We start from the raw sequence: 20,950 nt of genomic DNA, 5'->3' as shown, positions 1-20,950 counted from the left end.
TTATACTTTTTTTGATTTTAATGAACACAAATATCCAATTCTAAAGATATTGAAAATTAATAAATTGGGATTTTTACCGGTTAGATTTCGATAAATAAGTCCTTTAAAAAGAGCATATAATTTTGCAATAATTAGCCTTGATTTAGTTTGTATTAAAAAATGATATAAGCTAATTAAACGTATAAATTCCGTGCTTATTTTTTGTTCTTCATACAAAGACATTAAATTCTCAAGCGATTCTTTGGTTTTGTTCAAATAAGCTGAATTAGAATCAATATCTCCATGTTCTACAGGATTGTTTATGTGGAGTAACTTAATAGGCGATAGGCTTAATTCATAGGAAAGTTGAGTGTCATCATGACCATATTTTTTTGTAGTCTTATCAAATTTTACTTTGTCAAAACAGACTTTTCTAATCAGAGTATTGTTGAAAAGAAGCGATTTGAATGGGGCTTTTTTTCTAAGCTTAGCAGATTTATCTTCAATAAATTTACCATATTTCCATCTTAGTTTTTGTTGTGAAGAAGGATATTTTTCAGGATGTCTTCTGCCGCCGTAAACAACATCAAAATGAGGAATGGTATTGATGTATTTTTGGATATAATTGTTGTCAATTATAATAGAGTCACCATCTATAAAAAGCAAATAATCGTATATGGCTTTTTCAGCAAGCGAGTTTCTGTTTTCTCGATGAGCTAGGTTTTCATTTAAAGAAACAAAACTGCAATTTGGGAGTGCATTTATAGCCTCATTAAATTTATTTAAAGGAGATTTTGAGGCGTCATCCTGGCATAAAATCTCAAAATTTATATTGCATTTGGTACATTGTTTCTGCAATTCAAATACAAGCGGATAGGCATTGTAATTGAAAATTGGAACAAGTATTGAAATCATTAGGCTGTTTTCTGAACTACTTCAAAAATTCGTTCATCCTCACATTTCAATGTTTTAGAAGGAAATTTCATCAATAGCGCGTAGTCATGCGTAGCCATAAGAATTGTTTTTCCATTGGCATTAATTTTTCGCAATACATCAAGAACTTCAGTGCTGGTTTGTGGGTCAAGATTTCCAGTTGGTTCATCAGCAAGAATAAGTTCAGGATCATTTAATAAAGCTCTTGCAATAGCAACACGTTGTTGTTCTCCGCCAGAGAGTTGGTGAGGCATTTTATTTGCAAATTCTTTCATACCAACTTTGTCTAAAACTTCTTCTATTTTTCGTTCCATTTCATTGTTGTCAATCCAGCCTGTAGCCTTCAAAACAAACAACATATTATCTTTTATAGAACGATCCGGAAGTAATTTGAAATCTTGAAAAACAATCCCGATTTTTCGTCTTAAAAACGGAATGTCATCTTCTTTTAAAGTGGCTAAATCAAAGTCAACTACATGTCCTTCGCCTTCAGTTAATGGTAAATCTGCATATAAAGTTTTCATTAAACTACTTTTACCAGAACCTGTTTTTCCAATGATGTAAATAAACTCACCACGATGTACGTCTAAGTTCACACTAGATAAAATGGTTTTTCCTTCTTGATAAATAGCAACGTTTTTTAAAGACAATATGGGTTGTGACATAATAGGTATTTGTTTATGTTGTAAAAGTAATTATCAATTATCAATTATCAATTATCAAACTTCAATTATTTTAATTTTTTTGTTAAAACATTTGTTCATAATAAATACAGAAAGCATTTCGTTATAGACCTTATAATATGATACATTTGAATATTAAACAAAAATCACAATGCATAAATTTTCAGGGTTTTTATTTTTCCTTTTTTTTATTGTAATTGCTCCTGTATCGGCGCAAAAATCAACCATTTATACCCATGATTTAAAAGACTTTGAGAGTGCTCTTTCTTTATACAATGCCGCACAATATGCGTCTGCCAAAACTATTTTTGACGATGTAAAAGCGACTGCAACAACCGAAGATTTAAAATCAGATTGTGCTTATTATGCCGCTAGTTGCGCCATTTTTATGAACCAATCAAATGGTAATGAATTGATGGAACGGTTTGTTTCGGATTATCCTACGAGTGTAAAACAAAATCAAGCCTACATTGCAATTGCCCATTATTATTTTAATCAAGGCAGCTATCCTCAGTCTTTAGAATGGTTTGATAAAGTTGACGAAAGTAATTTGAGTAGAAGCGATCGCGATACGTTTAATTTCCAAAAAGGCTATAGTTTTTTTAATTCTAAAAATAAAAAAGAAGCTACAACCTACTTTAATAAAGTAATCGATTCAGAGGAATATGGTTCTCAAGCTAAATATTACCTCGGTTTTATGGCTTATGAAGGAGATGATTACAAAGCAGCAACCAAGTATTTTGATGCTGTTTCTGGTGAAGAAAAATACAAAGAGAAACTTTCGTATTATCAAGCGGATATGAATTTTAAGCTTGGAAATTTCCAAAAGGCAATTGATTTAGGTAAAAAAGCGATGGCTAAATCAACTCCTGCTGAAATATCTGAATTGAATAAAATCATTGGCGAAAGCTATTTTAATTTAAAAGCATATAACGAAGCAATTCCTTATCTAGTGGCCTATAATGGTAAAAACAGAAAATGGAATAATACCGATTTTTACCAATTGGGATATGCTTATTATCAGCAAAATGATTATGAAAATGCAATTTCGCAATTCAATAAAATCATTGGAGGGAAAGATTTTGTAGCGCAAAATGGGTATTATCATTTAGGTCAAAGCTATTTGAAATTAAATAAAAAACAAGAAGCTTTGAATGCGTTCAAAAATGCATCTGAAATGAGTTTTGATGCTTCTTTAGAAGAAGAAGCGAGTTTGAATTATGCTAAATTGAGTTATGAAATAGGGAATTCGTATCAAAGTGTCCCTGTTGTTTTAATGAATTTTATTGAAAAATATCCTAATAACCCAAACAATTCTGAATTAGAAAGGCTTCTGATTGATTCTTATATTTCATCAAAAAACTATAAAGAAGCTTTACTTTTATTAGAGAAAAACAGAAAGCCAGAGAATAAGTTAGCGTATCAAAAAGTGTTATTTTATACCGGATTAGAGTTGTATACGGATAATGATTATCAAGAAGCTTTAAAGATGTTTGCCAAGTCAATTGCAGAACAACAAGATAATGGTATTACGGCAAGAGCAACTTTCTGGAAGGCAGAAGCCGAATATGTTTTGGATGATTTCAAAAGCGCTTTATCAAGCTACAAACAGTTTATGGCTCTAGGAAATGCAGCTTCAACTCCTGAATATAAAAACAGTAATTACAATATTGCATACGCCTATTTTAAACTGAAAGATTACAATCAAGCGGGCAATTATTTTCAAGCACAGATTGAAAAAGGGAGTTCGGAAAAAGTTCGATTGAATGATGCCTATTTGCGATTGGCGGATTGTCGTTTCGTAACATCAAAATATTGGCCTGCTATGGACGCTTATAGCAAAGTAATTGAATTGAAGAGCGTTGATTCAGATTATGCCTATTACCAAAAAGCGATTTGTTATGGTTTTATTTCTAAAAATGATAAAAAAACGGAAGAACTTAACTCGTTTTTGCAAGTATATCCAAAATCAGAATACCGTGATGACGCACTTTACGAACTAGGAAATACCTATGTTGCTTCAGGTAAATCAGATCTTGCTACAAAAACGTATGACCGATTGAATGCAGAGTTTAAAAATGGTTCTTTTACATCCAAAGCAATTTTAAGACAAGGCTTGATTTATTATAATTCAGATAGAGATGAATTGGCTTTGCAAAAATTCAAGAAAGTTGCTGCTGATTTCCCTAAAACCGAAGAAGCTCTAGAAGCCGTTGCAACTGCTAGATTAATCTATGTTGATAATGGGAAAGTTGATGAATATGCATCTTGGGTTAGAACATTAGATTTTGTTGCAGTTACGGATGCAGAATTGGATAATGATACTTATGAAGCAGCTGAAAAACAATTTCAACAAAGCAATTCTAAACAAGCAATAGTTGGTTTTAGAGGATATATCGCAGCTTTTCCAAAAGGAATTCACGCATTACAAGCTAATTTTTATTTGGCACAATTGTATTTTTCAGAAGGATCAGAAGACAAATCAATTCCTAATTACGAATATGTAATTGCCGAGCCGCGTTCTGAATTTACAGAACAATCACTATCTAGATTGGCTCAGATTTTCTTGAAAGCAAATGAATTTGACAAAGCTATTCCAGTATTATCTCGTTTAGAGAATGAAGCTGATTTGCCACAAAACAAAACATTTGCTCAGTCTAATTTGATGAAATGTTACTATGAGAAAAAGGATTATTCGAATTCAGTAATTTATGCTGACAAGGTTCTAGCAAATCCTAAAGTAGATAATACGGTTAAAAGTGATGCTCAAATTATTGTAGCAAGAGCAGCAATACAAACGGGTGACGAAAGTAAAGCTAGAACTGCTTACGCAAAATTACTTGGGATAGCCAAAGGTGAATTAGCAGCTGAAACATTATATTATGATGCATATTTCAAAAATAAAGATTCAAAATTTGAGGAATCGAATGTTACGGTGCAAAAATTAGCAAAGGATTATTCGGGATATAAATATTTTGGAGCCAAAGGTTTAATTCTTATGGCAAAAAACTTTTATGGATTGAAAGACAGTTACCAAGCTACCTATATATTAGATAATGTTATACAAAATTTCAAAGATTTTCCAGAAGTAGTTGCTGAAGCTCAAAAAGAATTAGATGCTATTAAAGCAGAAGAGTCTAAAACAAATTCTTCAATAGATAATTAGTTGAAATTAATAACGCAGACAGAGAAATTTTCACATAATTGAAAACAAAAAATAAGCAGAATGAATATACCTTTTTACATAGTTGATGTTTTTGCCGAGAAAAAATATGAGGGCAATCAACTGGCTGTTTTCTTAGATGCAGAGGTCTTAAGTACTGAACAAATGCAGAAAATAGCAACTGAAATCAACTTTGCAGAAAGCACCTTTATAACTAGATACAATACAGAAACTAAAGAAGCAGATATTAGAATTTTCACACCCGAATATGAAATGCAGTTTGCTGGGCATCCTATTATAGGTACTTCTTGGGTTTTGATGAATAAAATATTTCAAGATCAGCCACAAAATATTCTTCTGACAGTTCCAATTGGGCAAATTCCAATTAATCAATCGGGAGATTTAGTTTGGTTACAAGCAGCTCAACCTCAGTTTTTCGATGTTTTTTCAGCAGAAGATTTTCTATCTTTTACTAATTTGAGTGTTTCAGATTTTGACAGTCAATTTCCTATTCAAGAAGTGAGTACGGGAAGTGCCTTTGTAATTGTTCCTCTTCAAAATATAAAAGCACTTGAACACTTAATTCTGGATCATGTTAAAATGAATGAATGGTTGTCTAGTCATTGTAAAACAAAATTTAGAGCTATTTACTTTTATTGTTTGGAAGAAGGAAAACTGCATAGCAGAATGTTGTATATTGAGAATAATCAACTTAAGGAAGATGCTGCAACTGGAAGTGCAAGTACCTGTTTACAGGCTTTTCTATTAAAATATTATTCAAGTGAAATCCAAATGGTAAATCATCAGGGGGATTTTATAGGGAGACCTTCACAGCTTTATTTTGAAGGTAAATTAGTTGAAAACCATTTTGATATAAAAATTGGAGGAGAAACGCAATTCGTTGCAAAAGGCGAATGGGAAATATAAAGAAGAGGTTTAGCATTCGTAATTAAATAATAAGAATAAAAAAATATGAAAATCAATTTCCAAAATAGAATAGCTATTTCAGTATTATTAATCGTTTTCCAATTTTCTTTGGCTCAAAAAAAACAAGAAAATATAGGAACCGAAGTAGTGAATGTGGTAAAGCCTTATACGCCGACTATTTCGGACGCATTTAAAGTAAAAGAAACGCCATCACTTGATGATGAAGAAACCTCAAAGAAAGAAATGATAAAATACTCGATTTTTCCATTTCCAGTAGCCTCAACTTTTACGCCATCAAAAGGCAATGCAGAAGGTGTTGATAAAGAAGAACAAGGGCATTTGTTTAAGAATTATGCTACATTTGGAGGAGGAAATTATGGAACTTTGAATGCAGAATTATTTGTTACCGAGGATTTAAATAGTACTGAATATGTTGCAGGGAAGTTTCGTCATTTATCTTCACAAGGCGGAATTAAAGATGTTGAATTAGAAAATGCGTTTTTTGACACTTCGATTGATGTGGCTTATGGCTCAAATGATAAGGATATGTCGTGGAGTTTTGATTTAGGTTATCAAAACCAAATTTATAATTGGTATGGCTTACCTACTAATTTTGCAAGTGGATTTTCAGCGGAGGATAGAGCTGTTTTCATGGCTGGAATTAAGCCGCAGCAATCGTATAATACGATTTCTGTTGGAGGTAAAATTGGTTTTGACGAGAGTCTTTTCAACGACGCAAGTATAAAATTCAATCATTTTTCAGATGCATATGGTTCTTCAGAAAACAGGTTTTATGTAAAACCCTCTTTTCAATTGGATGTAATGGACCAAAAGGTACTAGTGAAAGCAGTTGTAGATTATTTAGGAGGAAGTTTCAAAAAAAATTATTTGAATACCAATACGGAACCTATAAAATATGGGTTTTCTAATTTTGGAATCGTACCAAGCTTTGTAATCACAGAAAATGATTGGACTTTGAACATTGGAGCTGGTGTATTTTATAGTATGGATTCGAAAAATAATGACAGTAAGTTTTTGATTTATCCGCAAATTAATGCTTCCTATAAAGTAGTTAGCGATTTGATGATTTTTTATGCAGGTGCCGAAGGAGATTTAAAGCAAAATACCTACTTAGATTTTGTTGCTGAAAATCCGTTTGTTTCACCAACTTTATACATCACTCCTACAGATAAACAATATGATGTTTTTGCAGGTTTAAAAGGAAAGTTAGCGGATAATGTGAGTTACAATATGAGAGCGTCTTATATCAATGAAAGAAATAAAGCTTTGTTTAAAAGCAATGATTATACGGTAAATAGTGCTAACGAAGATTATGCTTTTGGGAACTCTTTACAAGTAGTTTATGATGATATGAAAACGCTTAGTTTTTTTGGAGAATTAAAAGCAGATGTGTCCGAAAATGTGACTTTTGGAATTAACGGAACTTTTAATAATTATACCAATAAGGTGCAAAGTGAAGCATGGAATTTGCCTAAAATTAAATTGAGTTCAACTCTTAATTATACGATAAGTCCAAAATGGTTTGTAGGAACAGATGTTTTTTATGTGGGAGAACGAAAAGATCAAAAAATAAACATGGATATTATTAATATAATCGCTCCAAATTACGTTCCTGTTACTTTAAAATCTTATTTTGATGTTAATGCGCATGTTGGATTCAAATATAGTGACCAACTAACAACTTATTTAAGAGCAAATAATATAACAAATCAAGCCTATGAAAGATCTTTGAATTATCCGGTTCAGGGATTTCAAATAGTTATAGGTGCGAATTATAAATTTGATTTTTAATTATTTGTAAACTTTTGGTTTATATAACAACATGACTTTTAAACAAAAAACACATAGTTATTACTTGCAATTAGTTCAAGATCGAATCGATGTTTTTAGAGACATGATTGAGGCTTTAACGGAAGATTCTAAGAATGATGCCAAAGGTTCAGCTGGTGATAAACACGAAACCGCTTTGTCTATGATGCATATTGAGCAGGAAAAACTAAATGCAAAACTTAGAGAAGTGCTTCAGCAAAAAGCCATTTTAGACAAAATAGATTCTAATACCATAGCAGAGACTATTATTGTTGGTAGTTTGGTCAAAGCCAATGGAATTTATTTATACTTGAGTGTGGCACTTCCAAAAATCAGTGTCGAAGGAATCAATGTTATTGCTTTATCTCCACAATCTCCTTTGGGAAATAAATTAATGGGAAATGAAGTGGGGTTTACTTTTGAAATTAATGGAACGAAATATGTGATTGAGACTATTCAGTAAATCCATTAAAATCTGCGATACTTGCATTCATTTTATCTGTTTTCTCTTCCTCTTAACTTGACTACTATTTCACAACAAGGCTACATATTATAACAAAATTAAACATAATGTTAAATTAGTATCTTCTTTGGTTGAAAACCATCTAAATCATTAAAAAAATGATATTCCCAAATAAAACTTTTGTAAATTCGCCACCTTAAAAGTTTGACTTTAAAACGAATTAAAATTATGAGTAAAATAATGACAGTCGACATTTTGTCGAGTATTAAAGGAGCACAACCCTCTGAGAGCGTGAACAAATTATTTGATGTAATTAAAAATGCAATCCCATCAAATAATAATAATGCTGCAAATAATGTCAATCATAATTGTGTGTCAGTAAATGATTTAAGAGAAGATGTTGTGATAGAAAGTTCGGCTATGGAGAAACAACTTATTTTAGAAAATTTCCCGAACAAAAAAAATGGTTTTTTAGTCGTTGCTAAAGTTATAGAAGGATAAAATGGATTCTCAGATAAAAAAAATACACCAACAATTGGTGTCAAAACAAATAACTTGCACCGCTTTGGTACAAGAAAAATTAGAGGTACTTAAACAAAATACTTACAATTCAGTAAATTCTTTGTTGGATACTTTGGCACTAGATTTAGCTGCAAAAGTGGATGCTAAAATTGCAAACGGAGAAACAATAGGTTTGTTAGAAGGAATTCCTTTTGGAATTAAAGATGTGTATATGGTGCAAGGAACTTACACGACTGCAAGTTCTGATTTGTTGAAAAATTACAAATCACCTTACACGGCAACTGCCATTCAAAAATTATTGGATGCGGGTGCTATTCCGTTGGTAAAAGAAAACTGCGATAGTTTTGGACATGGTTCATCTAGTGAGAATACCATTTTTGGAGCTGTAAAAAACGCTATCAATCCAGAATTAGTTGCTGGAGGTTCAAGCGGCGGATCTGCGGTTAACGTGGCAAAAGAGTATACTGCGTTTTCTATTGGAGGCGATACCGGCGGTTCTATACGTCAGCCTGCAGGTTACAATCATATTTATGGTTTTAAACCTACTTACGGAAGAATTTCTCGATTTGGTCTTATGGCTTATGCGTCTTCTACGGATTGTGTTGGTCCATTGGCGAAATCAATTGAAGATATTCGAATTGTGTTGAATATAATGAGCGGAAAAGATCCAAAAGATCAAACTTCAATCTCATCATCAGAAATTAGTGAAGATTCGATTGCAACTTCTACTGTGAAAACAGTTGGTTATTTTAAAAACTTTATCGAAAGTGACGCTATCGATGCACAGATAAAAGCTGATTTTTTGGCAACTATCGAAAAGTTGAAAGCCAATGGAATTGTGGTAAAAGAATTGGATTTTTTCAAATCGGAAATTTTAGTTTCAACTTACTATACATTAGCAATGGCTGAAACGGCTTCTAATTTGTCTCGTTTGGACGGTACTAATTATGGAAACCGAATTGAAGCAGAAAATTTAATTGAAACCTATGCTGTTACCCGTTCTGAGAATTTTTCGGAAGAAACAAAACGTAGAATTGTTGGTGGAAATCAAGTGTTGTCTCAAGGTTTTTCAGATGAAATATATTTGAAAGGATTGGCTTTAAGAGATCAAATTTCGGAGAATTTTAGTAAAGATTTTCAAGAAGTTGATATTATTTTATCGCCAGTTACACCAAGTACTCCGCCTAAAATTGGAGACAGTTTAAAAGATCCATTGGCGATGTATTTGTCCGATGCGTATACAGTTGGTTTTAGTTTGGGGCAATTGCCAACGTTGACCGTACCACAAGGAACAAGCACTGGACTGCAAATTACGGCAGCAAAAAATAATGATGAATTAGTGTTGAAGTTCGCAAACTTCTTAAAAGATACAATATAATGGAATTGGAGCAATTAACTGCGGCTTTAAAAGCCCACGATTTAGAATTGGTAATTGGACTAGAAACTCACGTTCGATTGAATACCAAAACCAAGTTGTTTTGTTCTTGTCCAAATCAAGAAATAGAAACACCTAACCAAAACATATGTTCGGTTTGTACGGGACAAATGGGCGTTTTGCCTGCCTTAAACAAAGAAGCAATTACAAAAGCGATTTATTTTGGAAAAGCGGTGGATTCGTCATTCAGTAATGAAATTATCTCTTGGGATAGAAAGCATTACGAATATCCGGATAATCCAAAAAATATTCAAATAACGCAATTTCATAATCCTATCATTCCTGACGGACACGTTTCTTGTTATAGAAATGACGGTACTCAATTTACTGTAAATTTAACTCAGGTTCATATTGAAGAAGATGCTGCGAAATTGGTTCACGAAAAGAAAATTTCCTTAGTCGATTTTAATAAAGCGGGTGTTCCGTTGATAGAAATTGTTACGGAGCCTTGTATCCGTAATATTGAAGACGCATCTACCTACGCGCAATACATTCAACGTATTGTTCAAAACTTAGGAATCTCTGAAGCGAATTTGGAAAAAGGAGAATTCAAATCGGATGTTTCGGTGTCTTTGCGCAAAAAACATAGTTACGAATTAAACCCAAGAACGGAGATCAAAAACTTGAACTCGTTTAAGTTTATGGTGGAAGCTTTGAAAGAAGAGGTTGAAAAACAATTCAATTATTTTATTGAGCACAAAGAATTTAGACCTGATCAAACAACTGTATTATGGGATGCTGATTTGAAGCAAACCAAAGTAATGCGAAAAAAAGAATTTGAAGCGGATTATCGTTTTATTTCGGAACCAGATTTACCTTTTGTAAATATTAAAGCGGAGATTGAAGCGATAAAAGTGGATACAAGTGCATTGCCTTATGCTGTGGAATCTATTTTGATTAACGGTGGTGTTTTGCCTCAAGATGCTAAGTTTTTCACTGCAGATAAATTGCGTTCGCAAACATTTGTAGAAATAAATAATGAAATCAAAGACCCTTCGTTTGTTGCTAAAACTTTGGCAAACAATATTAAGGCTGAAGACTATGCAGAAATCCATAGTATTGCCCATTTAACGGATATTTTTAAATTATTCAAGGCTGAAAAAATCACGGCAGTTTTAGTCCAAAATGCGATTACGGGGTATTTAAAAGACCGAACTTTTGACTACAACAAGTATTTTGAAGACAACACTATTTCTGAAGATACAATCCAAGAAGTGATTTCGACTGTAATTTCAGAAAATGAGGCTGTTGCCAATGATATCAAAGCGGGTGACCAAGGAAAAGCTGGTATTTTAGTTGGTAAAGTTTTAGGGGTTATTGGGAAAGGCGCTAATGGTAAAGTAATTCGTCAAATTATTTTAGACAAATTAGGTGCTGATGCTATTTTGGAAAAGAAAGAAGCGTCGGAAAAATTTTCGATAGAAACGATTGTTGAAAATAAAGAAAGTCAAGAAGAATCACTTCCTGAAATTCCGATTATTATAAAAGATACGTATAGAACGCATAAAATTTCACAGTTATCTGAAGAAAGCATCAGTCAAGAAGTGATGTTATCCGGTTGGATTGCGAGTGTTCGAGATCACGGTGAATTGATGTTTATTGATTTGCGTGATTCAAGTTTTGAGATTTTTCAAGTACGAATTAGTAGAGAATCGTTTCCTAATATTGATGAGTTGGTGAAATTGAAACCAGAATCAGTGATTTCGGTAACGGGGATTGTTGTTGGACGTAATGAAGATGATTATAATGCCGGTTTGCGTACAGGTAAAATTGAGTTGGAAACTTCAGCTTTAGAGATTTTAAACTTATCGAAAACATTGCCTTTTGAGATTAAAAGAGCGGCCAAAACGAACGAAGCAATTCGTTTCCAATACAAGTTTTTGGATCATAGAAATGAAGAGGTTAGAAGAGCCATCGTAAACCGTCATAAAGTAATTAAATTATTGCGTGACATTTTGGATGAAGAAGAATTTTTGGAAATTGAAACGCCAATTTTAAGTGCAGGTACGGATGAAGGAGCGCGCGAATTTATTGTTCCAACACGTAAAGGTTCTGGTTTGTTTTATACCTTGCCACAAGCGCCTCAACAATTCAAACAGATGTTGATGGTAAGTGGTTATGAAAAGTATTTCCAAATTGCACGTTGTTTTAGAGATGAAGATTCTCGTGGAGATCGTCAACCAGAATTTACGCAATTGGATTTAGAAATGGCCTACGCAAGTATGCAGCAAATTATAGATTTAAACACAAAAATGTTTAATGAAGTAGTGAAGAAAATATACGGTAACAAGTGGATTTTACGTCCGTTTGAAGTTATTACCTATAAGGATGCAATGGATTTCTACGGTTGTGATCGACCTGATTTGCGTTACGGATTGAAAATGCAGGATATTACTAATATTGTAAAAGATACGACTTTCCAAGTATTTAGCAAACCAATTGAAGATGGCGGAATTGTGAAATGTATCAAGGTTTCGGCTAAGGAACAAGGAAACAAACGTATGTCTAAAGGTCAAATTGAAAACCTTACCGCTATTGCGCAACAGCACGGTTTAGGTGGATTGGCTTATATTATTGTAAATGAAGAAGAGTTGCAGTCGCCGATTATTAAGTTTTTAGGTGAAGAAATTGCGGCAGGAATTATAAAAGCAACTGGCGCACAAGTAGGCGATATTGTGTTCTTTTCGGCAGCAGATTATGCTACTGCTAATAAAGCTTTAGATGCTGTTCGTCAGGAGTTGGGTAGAATGCTACACTTGATTAATCCGAAAGAATTATGTCCGGCTTGGGTTGTTGATTTTCCAATGTTTGAAAGAACAGACGAAGGTAGATGGACTTTTACACACAATCCGTTCTCGATGCCTGCGATTTATGATTTAGAAAAGCATATGAAAGGAGATGATGAAGAAATTGGAACTATTATCGCGCAGCAATACGACATCATCTTAAACGGTTACGAAATTGGTGGAGGTTCAGTTCGTGCGCACAAATCTGAAATTCTGGAAGCAACTTATAGAAATATGGGTTACAATAAAGAAGAAATGATGAAAAGTGTTGGAACAATGCATAAAGCTTTTCAATACGGCGCACCACCACACGGAGGAATTGCTTGGGGAATAGACCGTTTGATGATGATTTTAGAGAAAAAAGCATCCATTAGAGAAGTTATGGCTTTTCCGAAAACAGGAAGTAGTGAAGATTTATTATTTGGAGCGCCATCGCTTTTATCGGATAAAAAGGTAGAAGAAATGAATGTTCGAATTATGAAATAATTGACTTCATAATCTAAAACTTGTAAAAAAACGCTCTCTATTTTGAGAGCGTTTTTTTATGAATATAAGCTAGTAAAACGATACTAAGTAATTAGAAAAATATATTGCGCAATATTAAAATACGACAACAATTATTAATAAGAGTTTTTGCCACAGATTTGAAGGATTAAAAAGATTTTTAAGCTAGGTGACGAATTAATCTGTGCTAATCTGTGAAATCTGTGGCAAATAAATTTAGTAACTTCACTAATACGACATTAAATTTTAGCAGTTACTTATGTTTTTGTTATAGAAATCAATTTGATTTTATTTTGAAGATTTTATTGTTTCATTTCTTGGCATTTCCATCATTGGTTCAGTCCAATTCTCTTTGGTTCCTATCCTCTCTTCCGTTGATTGCTTATATTGGGTTTCGTAACTTTCAAAATCCGAAACATATTTTTTGTTATTTTCTAAATTTTTCAATTTCATTATATCTGTTATTTCTATTGGAGTAATCGCCTTTTCATAAATTCTTGCATCGTCGAGATAGCCAGGAAAACATTCACCAGCATAAGTGCCAATATTGCCAATGAATAATTCTTGCCCTTCCCATTTTATTTTTTTGTAAAAAGGAATTTTATTGTCATAAGTATCTGGAAAATAGGTGTTAGTTTGAGCTTTCTTGCCATTTATGAATAGATTAACTTCATTTTTATCAAAAACCAATACTATATGATACCATTTTTTTAAATCTAGTTTGGCTTTGGAATACCAGTGATAATAATTTTCATCATAAAAATGAAAATTTACCTGCCCGTTTTCGTCAATTTGCAAATTAAAATCTCTACCTGGAGAGGCTTTAGAAAAGATATTTCCATGCCCAGAATACGTGGTTAAGTACACCCAACTGCAAAAGCTAAATGTTTGTAAGTTTCTAAAAGCTTCAATGTTTTCAATTTGGATGTAACCACTGTTTTCAAATGAAAAAGCACCGTTTTCGTTATTGTTTTTATCAGGAACGGTTTCTAAATTATGACAAGTGGTTTTTAGTGCTAAAGGACTACTGTCTTTTATGTTTCCATTCATCGGAAGTTGGAGTAGTAGTGATCTATCAATTTTTAAATTTTTATATTGTCCAAAAGAACATCCAAAGATTATAAGGAAGAGTAGTGTTGCTGTATTTTTCATTTTTTTTCTTTTAAAATTAAAGAACTAAGTTAATTAAATTGTAAGAAAAATAATGTAAATAAAAAAGAAATATTTGTCATTGATGTTTTTAAGTCTGTTTTTTATTATCGTTGAAATTGTTTTTTTACTATTGAAATTGACATTTTTTGTTAATAACTTAACTACTTAAAACAGTATTTTAAACTGTAAATACTTTGCGTTTTTATATATTTGCGTGTTAGACAAAAAATACATTTTTTAGATTAAAAAATATGAGCGAAGAAATCAATAAGAACAATTATTCAGCAGATAGTATTCAGGCATTAGAAGGAATGGAGCATGTAAGAATGCGTCCCTCAATGTATATAGGAGATGTAGGTGTACGAGGATTACATCACTTGGTTTATGAAGTGGTAGATAACTCTATCGATGAGGCCATGGGAGGTCATTGTGATACTATTGGTGTTGCTATAAATGAAGATGGATCTATTACCGTTGAAGATAATGGTCGTGGTATTCCTGTTGGTATCCATAAAAAAGAAGGAGTTTCTGCGCTTGAGGTTGTAATGACTAAAATTGGTGCTGGAGGTAAATTTGATAAGGATTCCTATAAAGTTTCTGGAGGTCTTCACGGAGTTGGGGTTTCTTGTGTGAACGCTTTGTCGTCTCATTTGACAGCTACAGTTCACAGTAGTGACGGTAAAGTGTATGAACAAGAATATGAAAGAGGAAAAGCGTTGTATCCAGTTAAGCAAATTGGTGAAACAACTAAGAGAGGAACAATTGTTACTTTCTATCCAGATCCAACAATTTTTACTCAGACTACAGAGTATTCCTATGATACGCTTTCTGCACGTATGCGTGAATTGTCTTTTTTGAATAAAGGAATCACAATTACTTTTACAGATAAAAGAGAACTAGATAAAGACGGAAATTTTGTTTCAGAAATTTTCCATTCTACAGAAGGTTTGAAAGAATACATTCGTTATTTAGACGGAAACCGTGAGCCAATTATTACGCATGTAATTTCTATGGATCATGAAAAAGGTGAAATTCCTGTTGAGGTGGCGCTGATTTATAATACGAGTTATACAGAGAATATTTTTTCTTATGTAAATAATATCAATACACACGAAGGAGGGACGCACTTGCAAGGTTTCAGAACAGGTCTTACAAGATCTTTGAAGAAATATGCGGATACTTCTGGAATGTTAGATAAACTGAAATTTGATATTTCAGGAGATGATTTCCGTGAAGGATTAACAGCAATTATTTCTGTAAAAGTTGCTGAACCTCAATTCGAAGGTCAAACAAAAACTAAATTAGGAAATAGAGAAGTCGTTTCGCCAGTTAGTCAAGCGGTGAGCGAAATGATTGAGAATTATTTGGAAGAAAATCCAAACGATGCCCGAATTATTGTTCAAAAAGTTATTCTAGCTGCTCAAGCACGTCATGCTGCTAAAAAAGCACGTGAAATGGTACAGCGTAAAACCGTAATGGGTGGCGGTGGATTGCCAGGGAAACTTTCAGATTGTTCCGAACAAGATCCTGAAAAATGTGAAGTATATCTTGTCGAGGGAGACTCTGCAGGAGGAACTGCAAAACAAGGTCGTGATCGTGCATTTCAAGCTATTTTGCCATTACGTGGTAAGATTTTGAACGTAGAAAAAGCGATGCATCACAAGGTTTTTGAAAACGAAGAGATACGAAATATTTTTACGGCACTTGGAGTTACAATTGGTACCGCTGAAGATAGTAAAGCATTGAATATTGAAAAATTACGTTACCATAAAGTAATTATTATGTGTGATGCCGATGTCGATGGTAGTCATATCGCAACACTTATTTTGACATTCTTTTTCCGATTTATGAAAGAATTAATCGAGCAAGGCCATGTTTACATTGCGGCTCCTCCATTATACTTAGTTAAAAAAGGAAATAAGAAAGAATATGCTTGGACGGAAGATCAACGTGACATCGCTAATGAAAGAATGGGTGGTAGTGCAGCGATTCAACGATATAAAGGTCTTGGAGAGATGAACGCAGAACAATTGTGGGAAACTACAATGGATCCAAGTTTCAGAACATTGCGTCAAGTAACTATTGATAGTTTAGCTGAAGCAGATAGAGTATTTTCGATGTTAATGGGAGATGAAGTGCCTCCTAGAAGAGAATTTATTGAGAAAAATGCAGTTTATGCCAATATTGATGCGTAAATTAGTGGCTTAATCATAATTCTATACTAAAGGAATTAATAAATATATAAATATCATGAAAGTTACCATCGTAGGAGCAGGAAATGTGGGAGCAACCTGTGCAGATGTAATTTCTTATAGAGGAATTGCAAGTGAAGTAGTATTATTGGATATTAGAGAAGGTTTTGCCGAAGGTAAAGCTATGGATATTATGCAATGTGCTACAAATACTGGTTTTAACACGCAAGTATCTGGTGTTACAAATGATTATTCTAAAACGGCTAATAGCGATGTAGTGGTAATTACATCAGGAATTCCAAGAAAACCAGGAATGACTCGTGAAGAATTAATTGGTATCAATGCTGGAATTGTAAAAACTGTTGCTGAAAATGTATTGGTACATTCTCCAAATACAATTGTAGTTGTAGTGTCAAATCCGATGGATACAATGACTTATTTAGCATTGAAATCTACAGGATTGCCTAAAAATAGAATTATTGGTATGGGAGGAGCTTTAGATAGTTCTCGTTTTAGATATTATTTATCAAAAGCTTTAGATAAACCATCAAATGATGTTTCAGCTATGGTTATTGGAGGACATGGCGATACTACCATGATTCCGTTAACTAGATTAGCTTCTTATAATGGTATTCCGGTTTCTAAATTTCTTTCAGAAGACGAATTAGCTAAAGTTGCCGCTTCAACTATGGTTGGAGGAGCTACTTTAACGGGACTTTTAGGTACGTCTGCATGGTATGCTCCTGGAGCTTCTGTAGCGTATTTAGTTGATAGTATTTTGAATGATCAAAAGAAAATGATTGCTTGCTCGGTGTTCTTAGAAGGAGAATATGGACAAAGTGATATCTGTATAGGTGTGCCATGTATTATTGGTAAAAATGGAGTAGAACAAATTCTTGACATTGAGTTGAATGATGCTGAAAAAGCATTATTTGCTAAAAGTGCAGATGCTGTTAGAAACATGAATGCAGACTTAAAATCGGTTTTAGCATAATTTTTTATGCCATATATAAGGAAGACTGCATTTTTGCAGTCTTTTTTTTGAGATTAATCAATAAATAAATTGGTTAATCTTTTCCTTAATTATATATTTGCTCGATTTAAAAAAAATGGGATAGAGATTTGTGTTCTTTTTTTGAAATAAAAAATAACGTTACGCCATATTTCATAGGGTTTAAAGCAAAAAATAAATGAATAAAATAATTAATTTTTAGTAATAATGCAGAATAAAGGACTTATTAAATTTTTCGCAATTCTATTTGCATTGGTAAGTATTTACCAACTTTCTTTCACTTTTGTTTCTAATAAGGTAGCAAGTGATGCAAAATCTTTTGCTGGTGGCAATCCTGAGAAAGAAGTAAAATATTTAGATTCTATTGGTAAAGAAAAAGTATTTAATCTTGGATTTACTGATTTTACTTTTAATGAAGTAAAAGACAAGCAAATCAATAAAGGTCTTGACTTAGAAGGAGGTATTAATGTTATACTTCAAGTTTCGGTTAAAGACATCTTAAAAGGATTATCTAATAATTCAAAAAATCCAGTTTTTAATAAATCTTTGGCTGATGCAACTGCAAACATGGAGGGGAATAAAACGTATATCGATAAGTTTTTCGAAGCGTTTGAAGCAAATTCAAAAGGTAGTGTAAAATTAGCATCTCCTGATATTTTTGCAAACAGAAGTTTACAAGGTGAAGGTGGAATTGATTTCCAAATGACAGATGCTCAAGTTCAAAAAGTAATCAAAAGAAAAGTTAACGAGTCTGTTGAAAGTGCTTTTGGAGTACTAAGAAAACGTATCGATAAATTTGGTGTAACACAACCTAATATCCAAAAATTAGGAGAGTCAGGAAGAATTCTTGTTGAACTTCCTGGTGCTAAAGATGTGGACAGAATTAAAAAATTATTGCAAAGTACTGCGCAATTAGAATTTTGGGAAACATACAAAATTGACGAAATAGGTAATTTTTTAATGGCTGCAAATGAGGCATTGAAAAAAACTGAAATTAATAAAGTTGCTACAAAAACAGTTGCAAAAGACTCTTTGAGTGCTTTATTGACAGACGGTAAAGATTCAGCTGAAACTAAAAAAGGGAATAATCCTTTATTAGATAAAATCATTGGTCAAGGTGGTGGTCCAGTTTTAGGACTTTTCGCTCCAAAAGATACTGCAGTTGTAAACAGTTATTTTAAAAGAGCTGATATTAGAATTTTATTAGCTGCAGATCAACGTTACGCAAAATTTGTTTGGGGAAAACCAACAACTGTAAAAGATGCTAAAGCTAAAGATGTTGAAGCAGTAGAATTATATGCATTAAAAGGAAACCGTGATAATGTAGCTGCAATGAGCGGTGGTGTTGTTACTGATGCAAGTGATACATTTGATCAATTAGGAAAACCAGCTGTTTCTATGCAAATGAACGGACAAGGTGCTAAAGCTTGGGAAGAGTTAACAGGAAGAGCATACACTCAAAAAAGCAATATTGCTATTGTTTTGGATGATGTTGTTTATTCTGCTCCAGGAGTTTCTAGTGGTCCAATTTCAGGTGGTAGATCTGAAATCTCTGGTGTTTTTGATGTAACAGAAACTAAAGATTTAGCTAACGTATTGAAAGCAGGTAAATTGCCAGCTTCTGCGGATATTATCCAATCAGAAGTGGTAGGTCCATCCTTAGGTCAAGCTGCAATTGATGCAGGGACAACTTCTTCAATTGTTGGATTTTTATTAGTTTGTCTCTGGATGGTGTTCTATTATGGTAGAGCAGGTTGGTATGCAAATCTTGCTTTGTTGTTAAATTTACTTTTCTTATTTGGTATTATGGCAAGTTTTGGTTTTGTATTAACATTACCAGGTATTGCAGGTATCGTACTGACATTAGGAACTGCTGTTGATGCGAATATCATTATTTACGAAAGAGCAAAAGAGGAATTACGTGAAGGTAAAACATTGGCAGAAGCTGTAGCAGCATCTTATGGATGGCATGGTGCAATGCGTTCTATCATTGATGCGAATGTAACTCACATACTTACAGGTGCAATTTTGTTTACTTTTGGAACAGGGTTAATTAAAGGATTTGCTTTAACGTTATTAATTGGTATTGTAACCTCATTGTTTACTTCTATATTTATAGCTAGAATCTTTATTGATAAAAATATTGCTTCAAACAGTAATTTAACATTCTCTACTTCAACTACTAAAAACTGGTTTACTAACTTCCATTTTGATTTTATTGGAATGAAGAAAGTGACTTATGTTTTCTCTTCTATAGTTGTTCTAGTAAGTTTAATCTCTATTTTCTTTGTAAATGGATTAGATGAAGGTGTAGATTTTGTTGGAGGTAGAACTTTTCAAGTGAAGTTTGACAAGCCAGTTGATGCAACAAAAATTTCAGAAGAATTATCTGCTGCATTTGGTACTACTGTTGAAGCTAAAGTTTTTGGTGATGATAATCAATTGAAAATCACAACAAAATACAAGATAAAAGAAGAAGGTGTTAATGTTGATAAAGAAGTAAATGAGAAATTATTCGCTGCTTTACAAAAACATTATTCTAGTATGACTTATGATAAATTTATCAATTCTTATGATGGTAAAAAAATAGGTGTATTACAAGCTTCTAAAGTTGGTGCTTCTATTTCTGAGGATATTAAAACAAATTCATATTGGGCTGTTCTTGGTGCTATGGCTGTTATTTTCTTATACTTAATGATCTCTTTCCGTAAATGGCAATATTCATTAGGTGCAATTGCAGCTGTTGCACATGACGTAATATTTGTATTAGGAATTTACTCTTTATGTTATAAATTCATGCCTTTCCACATGGAAATGGATCAGCATTTTATCGCTGCTATTTTAACAGTAATTGGATATTCTATGAATGATACCGTTATTGTATTTGATAGAATTAGAGAGTTTATCATGGGTAAACGTAAAGGTACTTTTGAAGAGATTGTAAATGCTTCTATTAATACTACTTTATCAAGAACGTTGAATACTTCATTAATGATGATATTAGTATTGTTGACTATGTTTATTTTTGGTGGAGAATCAATTAGAGGATTTATATTTGCTATGTTAGTAGGTATTGTTGTTGGAACATATTCTTCATTGTTCATTGCAACTCCAGTATTGGTAGATACAATTTCAAAAGCTGATAAAGACTTGGTTGTAAAACAACATCAAGAAAGCTAGAAATAACTTTAATATATTTAAAAGGATTCAACTAAAGTTGAATCCTTTTTTTTTTACTATTTATCTAAGCATAAATACCTGTTATTTATATTGCTGGCATGTAGATTAGAAATCAGAATAAACACAAATACTTGAGTTGTATTTAGAGAAGAAATTAACTATGATTAGTACCGTGAAAGTCTTCATAGG

Annotated in this window: 13 protein-coding genes; 10 read left to right on the top strand and 3 right to left on the bottom strand. The window is 32.8% G+C overall.

Features of this window, described 5'->3' with window-relative positions; translation table 11 throughout:
- Together C8C88_RS02575 and C8C88_RS02570 are read right to left on the bottom strand one after the other, a co-directional pair.
- Positions 1-894 (bottom strand): glycosyltransferase, encoded by an 894-nt coding sequence (locus C8C88_RS02575; RefSeq protein ID WP_121336642.1) that lies wholly within the window; start codon positions 892-894, stop codon positions 1-3.
- A complete protein-coding gene (locus C8C88_RS02570) occupies positions 894-1,577 on the bottom strand; it encodes a cell division ATP-binding protein FtsE (protein WP_121336641.1) in 684 nt (227 codons plus the stop codon). Before C8C88_RS02570 ends, C8C88_RS02575 begins: the two co-directional genes overlap by 1 nt.
- A gap of 169 nt (positions 1,578-1,746) precedes the next feature.
- On the opposite strand from C8C88_RS02570, the gene C8C88_RS02565 reads away from it, so the two are divergent.
- From C8C88_RS02565 to gatB/aspS, 7 genes are all read left to right on the top strand, one after another.
- The gene (locus tag C8C88_RS02565; RefSeq protein ID WP_121336640.1) at positions 1,747-4,761 is read left to right on the top strand and encodes a tetratricopeptide repeat protein; all 3,015 of its coding nucleotides are present in this window, start codon (positions 1,747-1,749) and stop codon (positions 4,759-4,761) included.
- Positions 4,762-4,821: 60 nt separating this feature from the next.
- Entirely contained in the window at positions 4,822-5,685 is an 864-nt protein-coding gene (locus tag C8C88_RS02560; protein ID WP_121336639.1) for a PhzF family phenazine biosynthesis protein, read from the top strand.
- 45 nt (positions 5,686-5,730) lie between these two features.
- A complete protein-coding gene (locus C8C88_RS02555) occupies positions 5,731-7,497 on the top strand; it encodes a TonB-dependent receptor (RefSeq protein ID WP_121336638.1) in 1,767 nt (588 codons plus the stop codon).
- A 31-nt stretch (positions 7,498-7,528) separates the two neighbouring features.
- Positions 7,529-7,978, top strand: coding sequence for a hypothetical protein (locus C8C88_RS02550; RefSeq protein WP_121336637.1), 450 nt, complete (start codon positions 7,529-7,531; stop codon positions 7,976-7,978).
- Between the two features lie 228 nt (positions 7,979-8,206).
- Positions 8,207-8,479, top strand: coding sequence for an Asp-tRNA(Asn)/Glu-tRNA(Gln) amidotransferase subunit GatC (locus tag C8C88_RS02545; protein WP_199711382.1), 273 nt, complete (start codon positions 8,207-8,209; stop codon positions 8,477-8,479).
- 1 nt (position 8,480) lies between these two features.
- On the top strand, positions 8,481-9,878 hold the full coding sequence (locus C8C88_RS02540; RefSeq protein WP_121336635.1) for an amidase: 1,398 nt from the start codon (positions 8,481-8,483) through the stop codon (positions 9,876-9,878).
- Positions 9,878-13,207 (top strand): bifunctional amidotransferase subunit GatB/aspartate--tRNA ligase AspS, encoded by a 3,330-nt coding sequence (gene gatB/aspS, locus C8C88_RS02535; RefSeq protein WP_121336634.1) that lies wholly within the window; start codon positions 9,878-9,880, stop codon positions 13,205-13,207. The genes C8C88_RS02540 and gatB/aspS overlap by 1 nt, the downstream gene beginning before the upstream one ends.
- 306 nt (positions 13,208-13,513) lie before the next feature.
- Here the strand turns inward: gatB/aspS and C8C88_RS02530 are convergent, their stop codons facing one another.
- A complete protein-coding gene (locus C8C88_RS02530; protein WP_121336633.1) occupies positions 13,514-14,377 on the bottom strand; it encodes a LamG domain-containing protein in 864 nt (287 codons plus the stop codon).
- A gap of 251 nt (positions 14,378-14,628) precedes the next feature.
- On the opposite strand from C8C88_RS02530, the gene gyrB reads away from it, so the two are divergent.
- From gyrB to secDF, 3 genes are all read left to right on the top strand, one after another.
- Positions 14,629-16,572 carry a DNA topoisomerase (ATP-hydrolyzing) subunit B gene (gene gyrB, locus C8C88_RS02525; protein ID WP_121336632.1) on the top strand — a complete coding sequence of 648 codons (1,944 nt, stop codon included), beginning with the start codon at positions 14,629-14,631 and terminating at the stop codon, positions 16,570-16,572.
- A 55-nt stretch (positions 16,573-16,627) separates the two neighbouring features.
- The gene (mdh, locus tag C8C88_RS02520) at positions 16,628-17,563 is read left to right on the top strand and encodes a malate dehydrogenase (RefSeq protein ID WP_121336631.1); all 936 of its coding nucleotides are present in this window, start codon (positions 16,628-16,630) and stop codon (positions 17,561-17,563) included.
- A gap of 225 nt (positions 17,564-17,788) precedes the next feature.
- Positions 17,789-20,761 (top strand): protein translocase subunit SecDF, encoded by a 2,973-nt coding sequence (gene secDF / locus C8C88_RS02515; protein WP_121336630.1) that lies wholly within the window; start codon positions 17,789-17,791, stop codon positions 20,759-20,761.
- Positions 20,762-20,950: the final 189 nt, after the last annotated feature.

The organism is Flavobacterium sp. 123, assembly GCF_003634825.1.
Lineage (GTDB): Bacteria > Bacteroidota > Bacteroidia > Flavobacteriales > Flavobacteriaceae > Flavobacterium.
Note: the sequence above shows the minus strand (reverse complement) of the source record. Positions and strands in the feature narration are given on the sequence as shown.

What these genes read in the sequence shown, in the direction of transcription:
- C8C88_RS02575 (WP_121336642.1), bottom strand. Translation starts at nt 894, where the DNA reads ATGATTTCAATACTTGTTCCAATTTTCAATTACAATGCCTATCCGCTT.
- C8C88_RS02570 (WP_121336641.1), bottom strand. Translation starts at nt 1,577, where the DNA reads ATGTCACAACCCATATTGTCTTTAAAAAACGTTGCTATTTATCAAGAA.
- C8C88_RS02565 (WP_121336640.1), top strand. Translation starts at nt 1,747, where the DNA reads ATGCATAAATTTTCAGGGTTTTTATTTTTCCTTTTTTTTATTGTAATT.
- C8C88_RS02560 (WP_121336639.1), top strand. Translation starts at nt 4,822, where the DNA reads ATGAATATACCTTTTTACATAGTTGATGTTTTTGCCGAGAAAAAATAT.
- C8C88_RS02555 (WP_121336638.1), top strand. Translation starts at nt 5,731, where the DNA reads ATGAAAATCAATTTCCAAAATAGAATAGCTATTTCAGTATTATTAATC.
- C8C88_RS02550 (WP_121336637.1), top strand. Translation starts at nt 7,529, where the DNA reads ATGACTTTTAAACAAAAAACACATAGTTATTACTTGCAATTAGTTCAA.
- C8C88_RS02545 (WP_199711382.1), top strand. Translation starts at nt 8,207, where the DNA reads ATGAGTAAAATAATGACAGTCGACATTTTGTCGAGTATTAAAGGAGCA.
- C8C88_RS02540 (WP_121336635.1), top strand. Translation starts at nt 8,481, where the DNA reads ATGGATTCTCAGATAAAAAAAATACACCAACAATTGGTGTCAAAACAA.
- gatB/aspS (WP_121336634.1), top strand. Translation starts at nt 9,878, where the DNA reads ATGGAATTGGAGCAATTAACTGCGGCTTTAAAAGCCCACGATTTAGAA.
- C8C88_RS02530 (WP_121336633.1), bottom strand. Translation starts at nt 14,377, where the DNA reads ATGAAAAATACAGCAACACTACTCTTCCTTATAATCTTTGGATGTTCT.
- gyrB (WP_121336632.1), top strand. Translation starts at nt 14,629, where the DNA reads ATGAGCGAAGAAATCAATAAGAACAATTATTCAGCAGATAGTATTCAG.
- mdh (WP_121336631.1), top strand. Translation starts at nt 16,628, where the DNA reads ATGAAAGTTACCATCGTAGGAGCAGGAAATGTGGGAGCAACCTGTGCA.
- secDF (WP_121336630.1), top strand. Translation starts at nt 17,789, where the DNA reads ATGCAGAATAAAGGACTTATTAAATTTTTCGCAATTCTATTTGCATTG.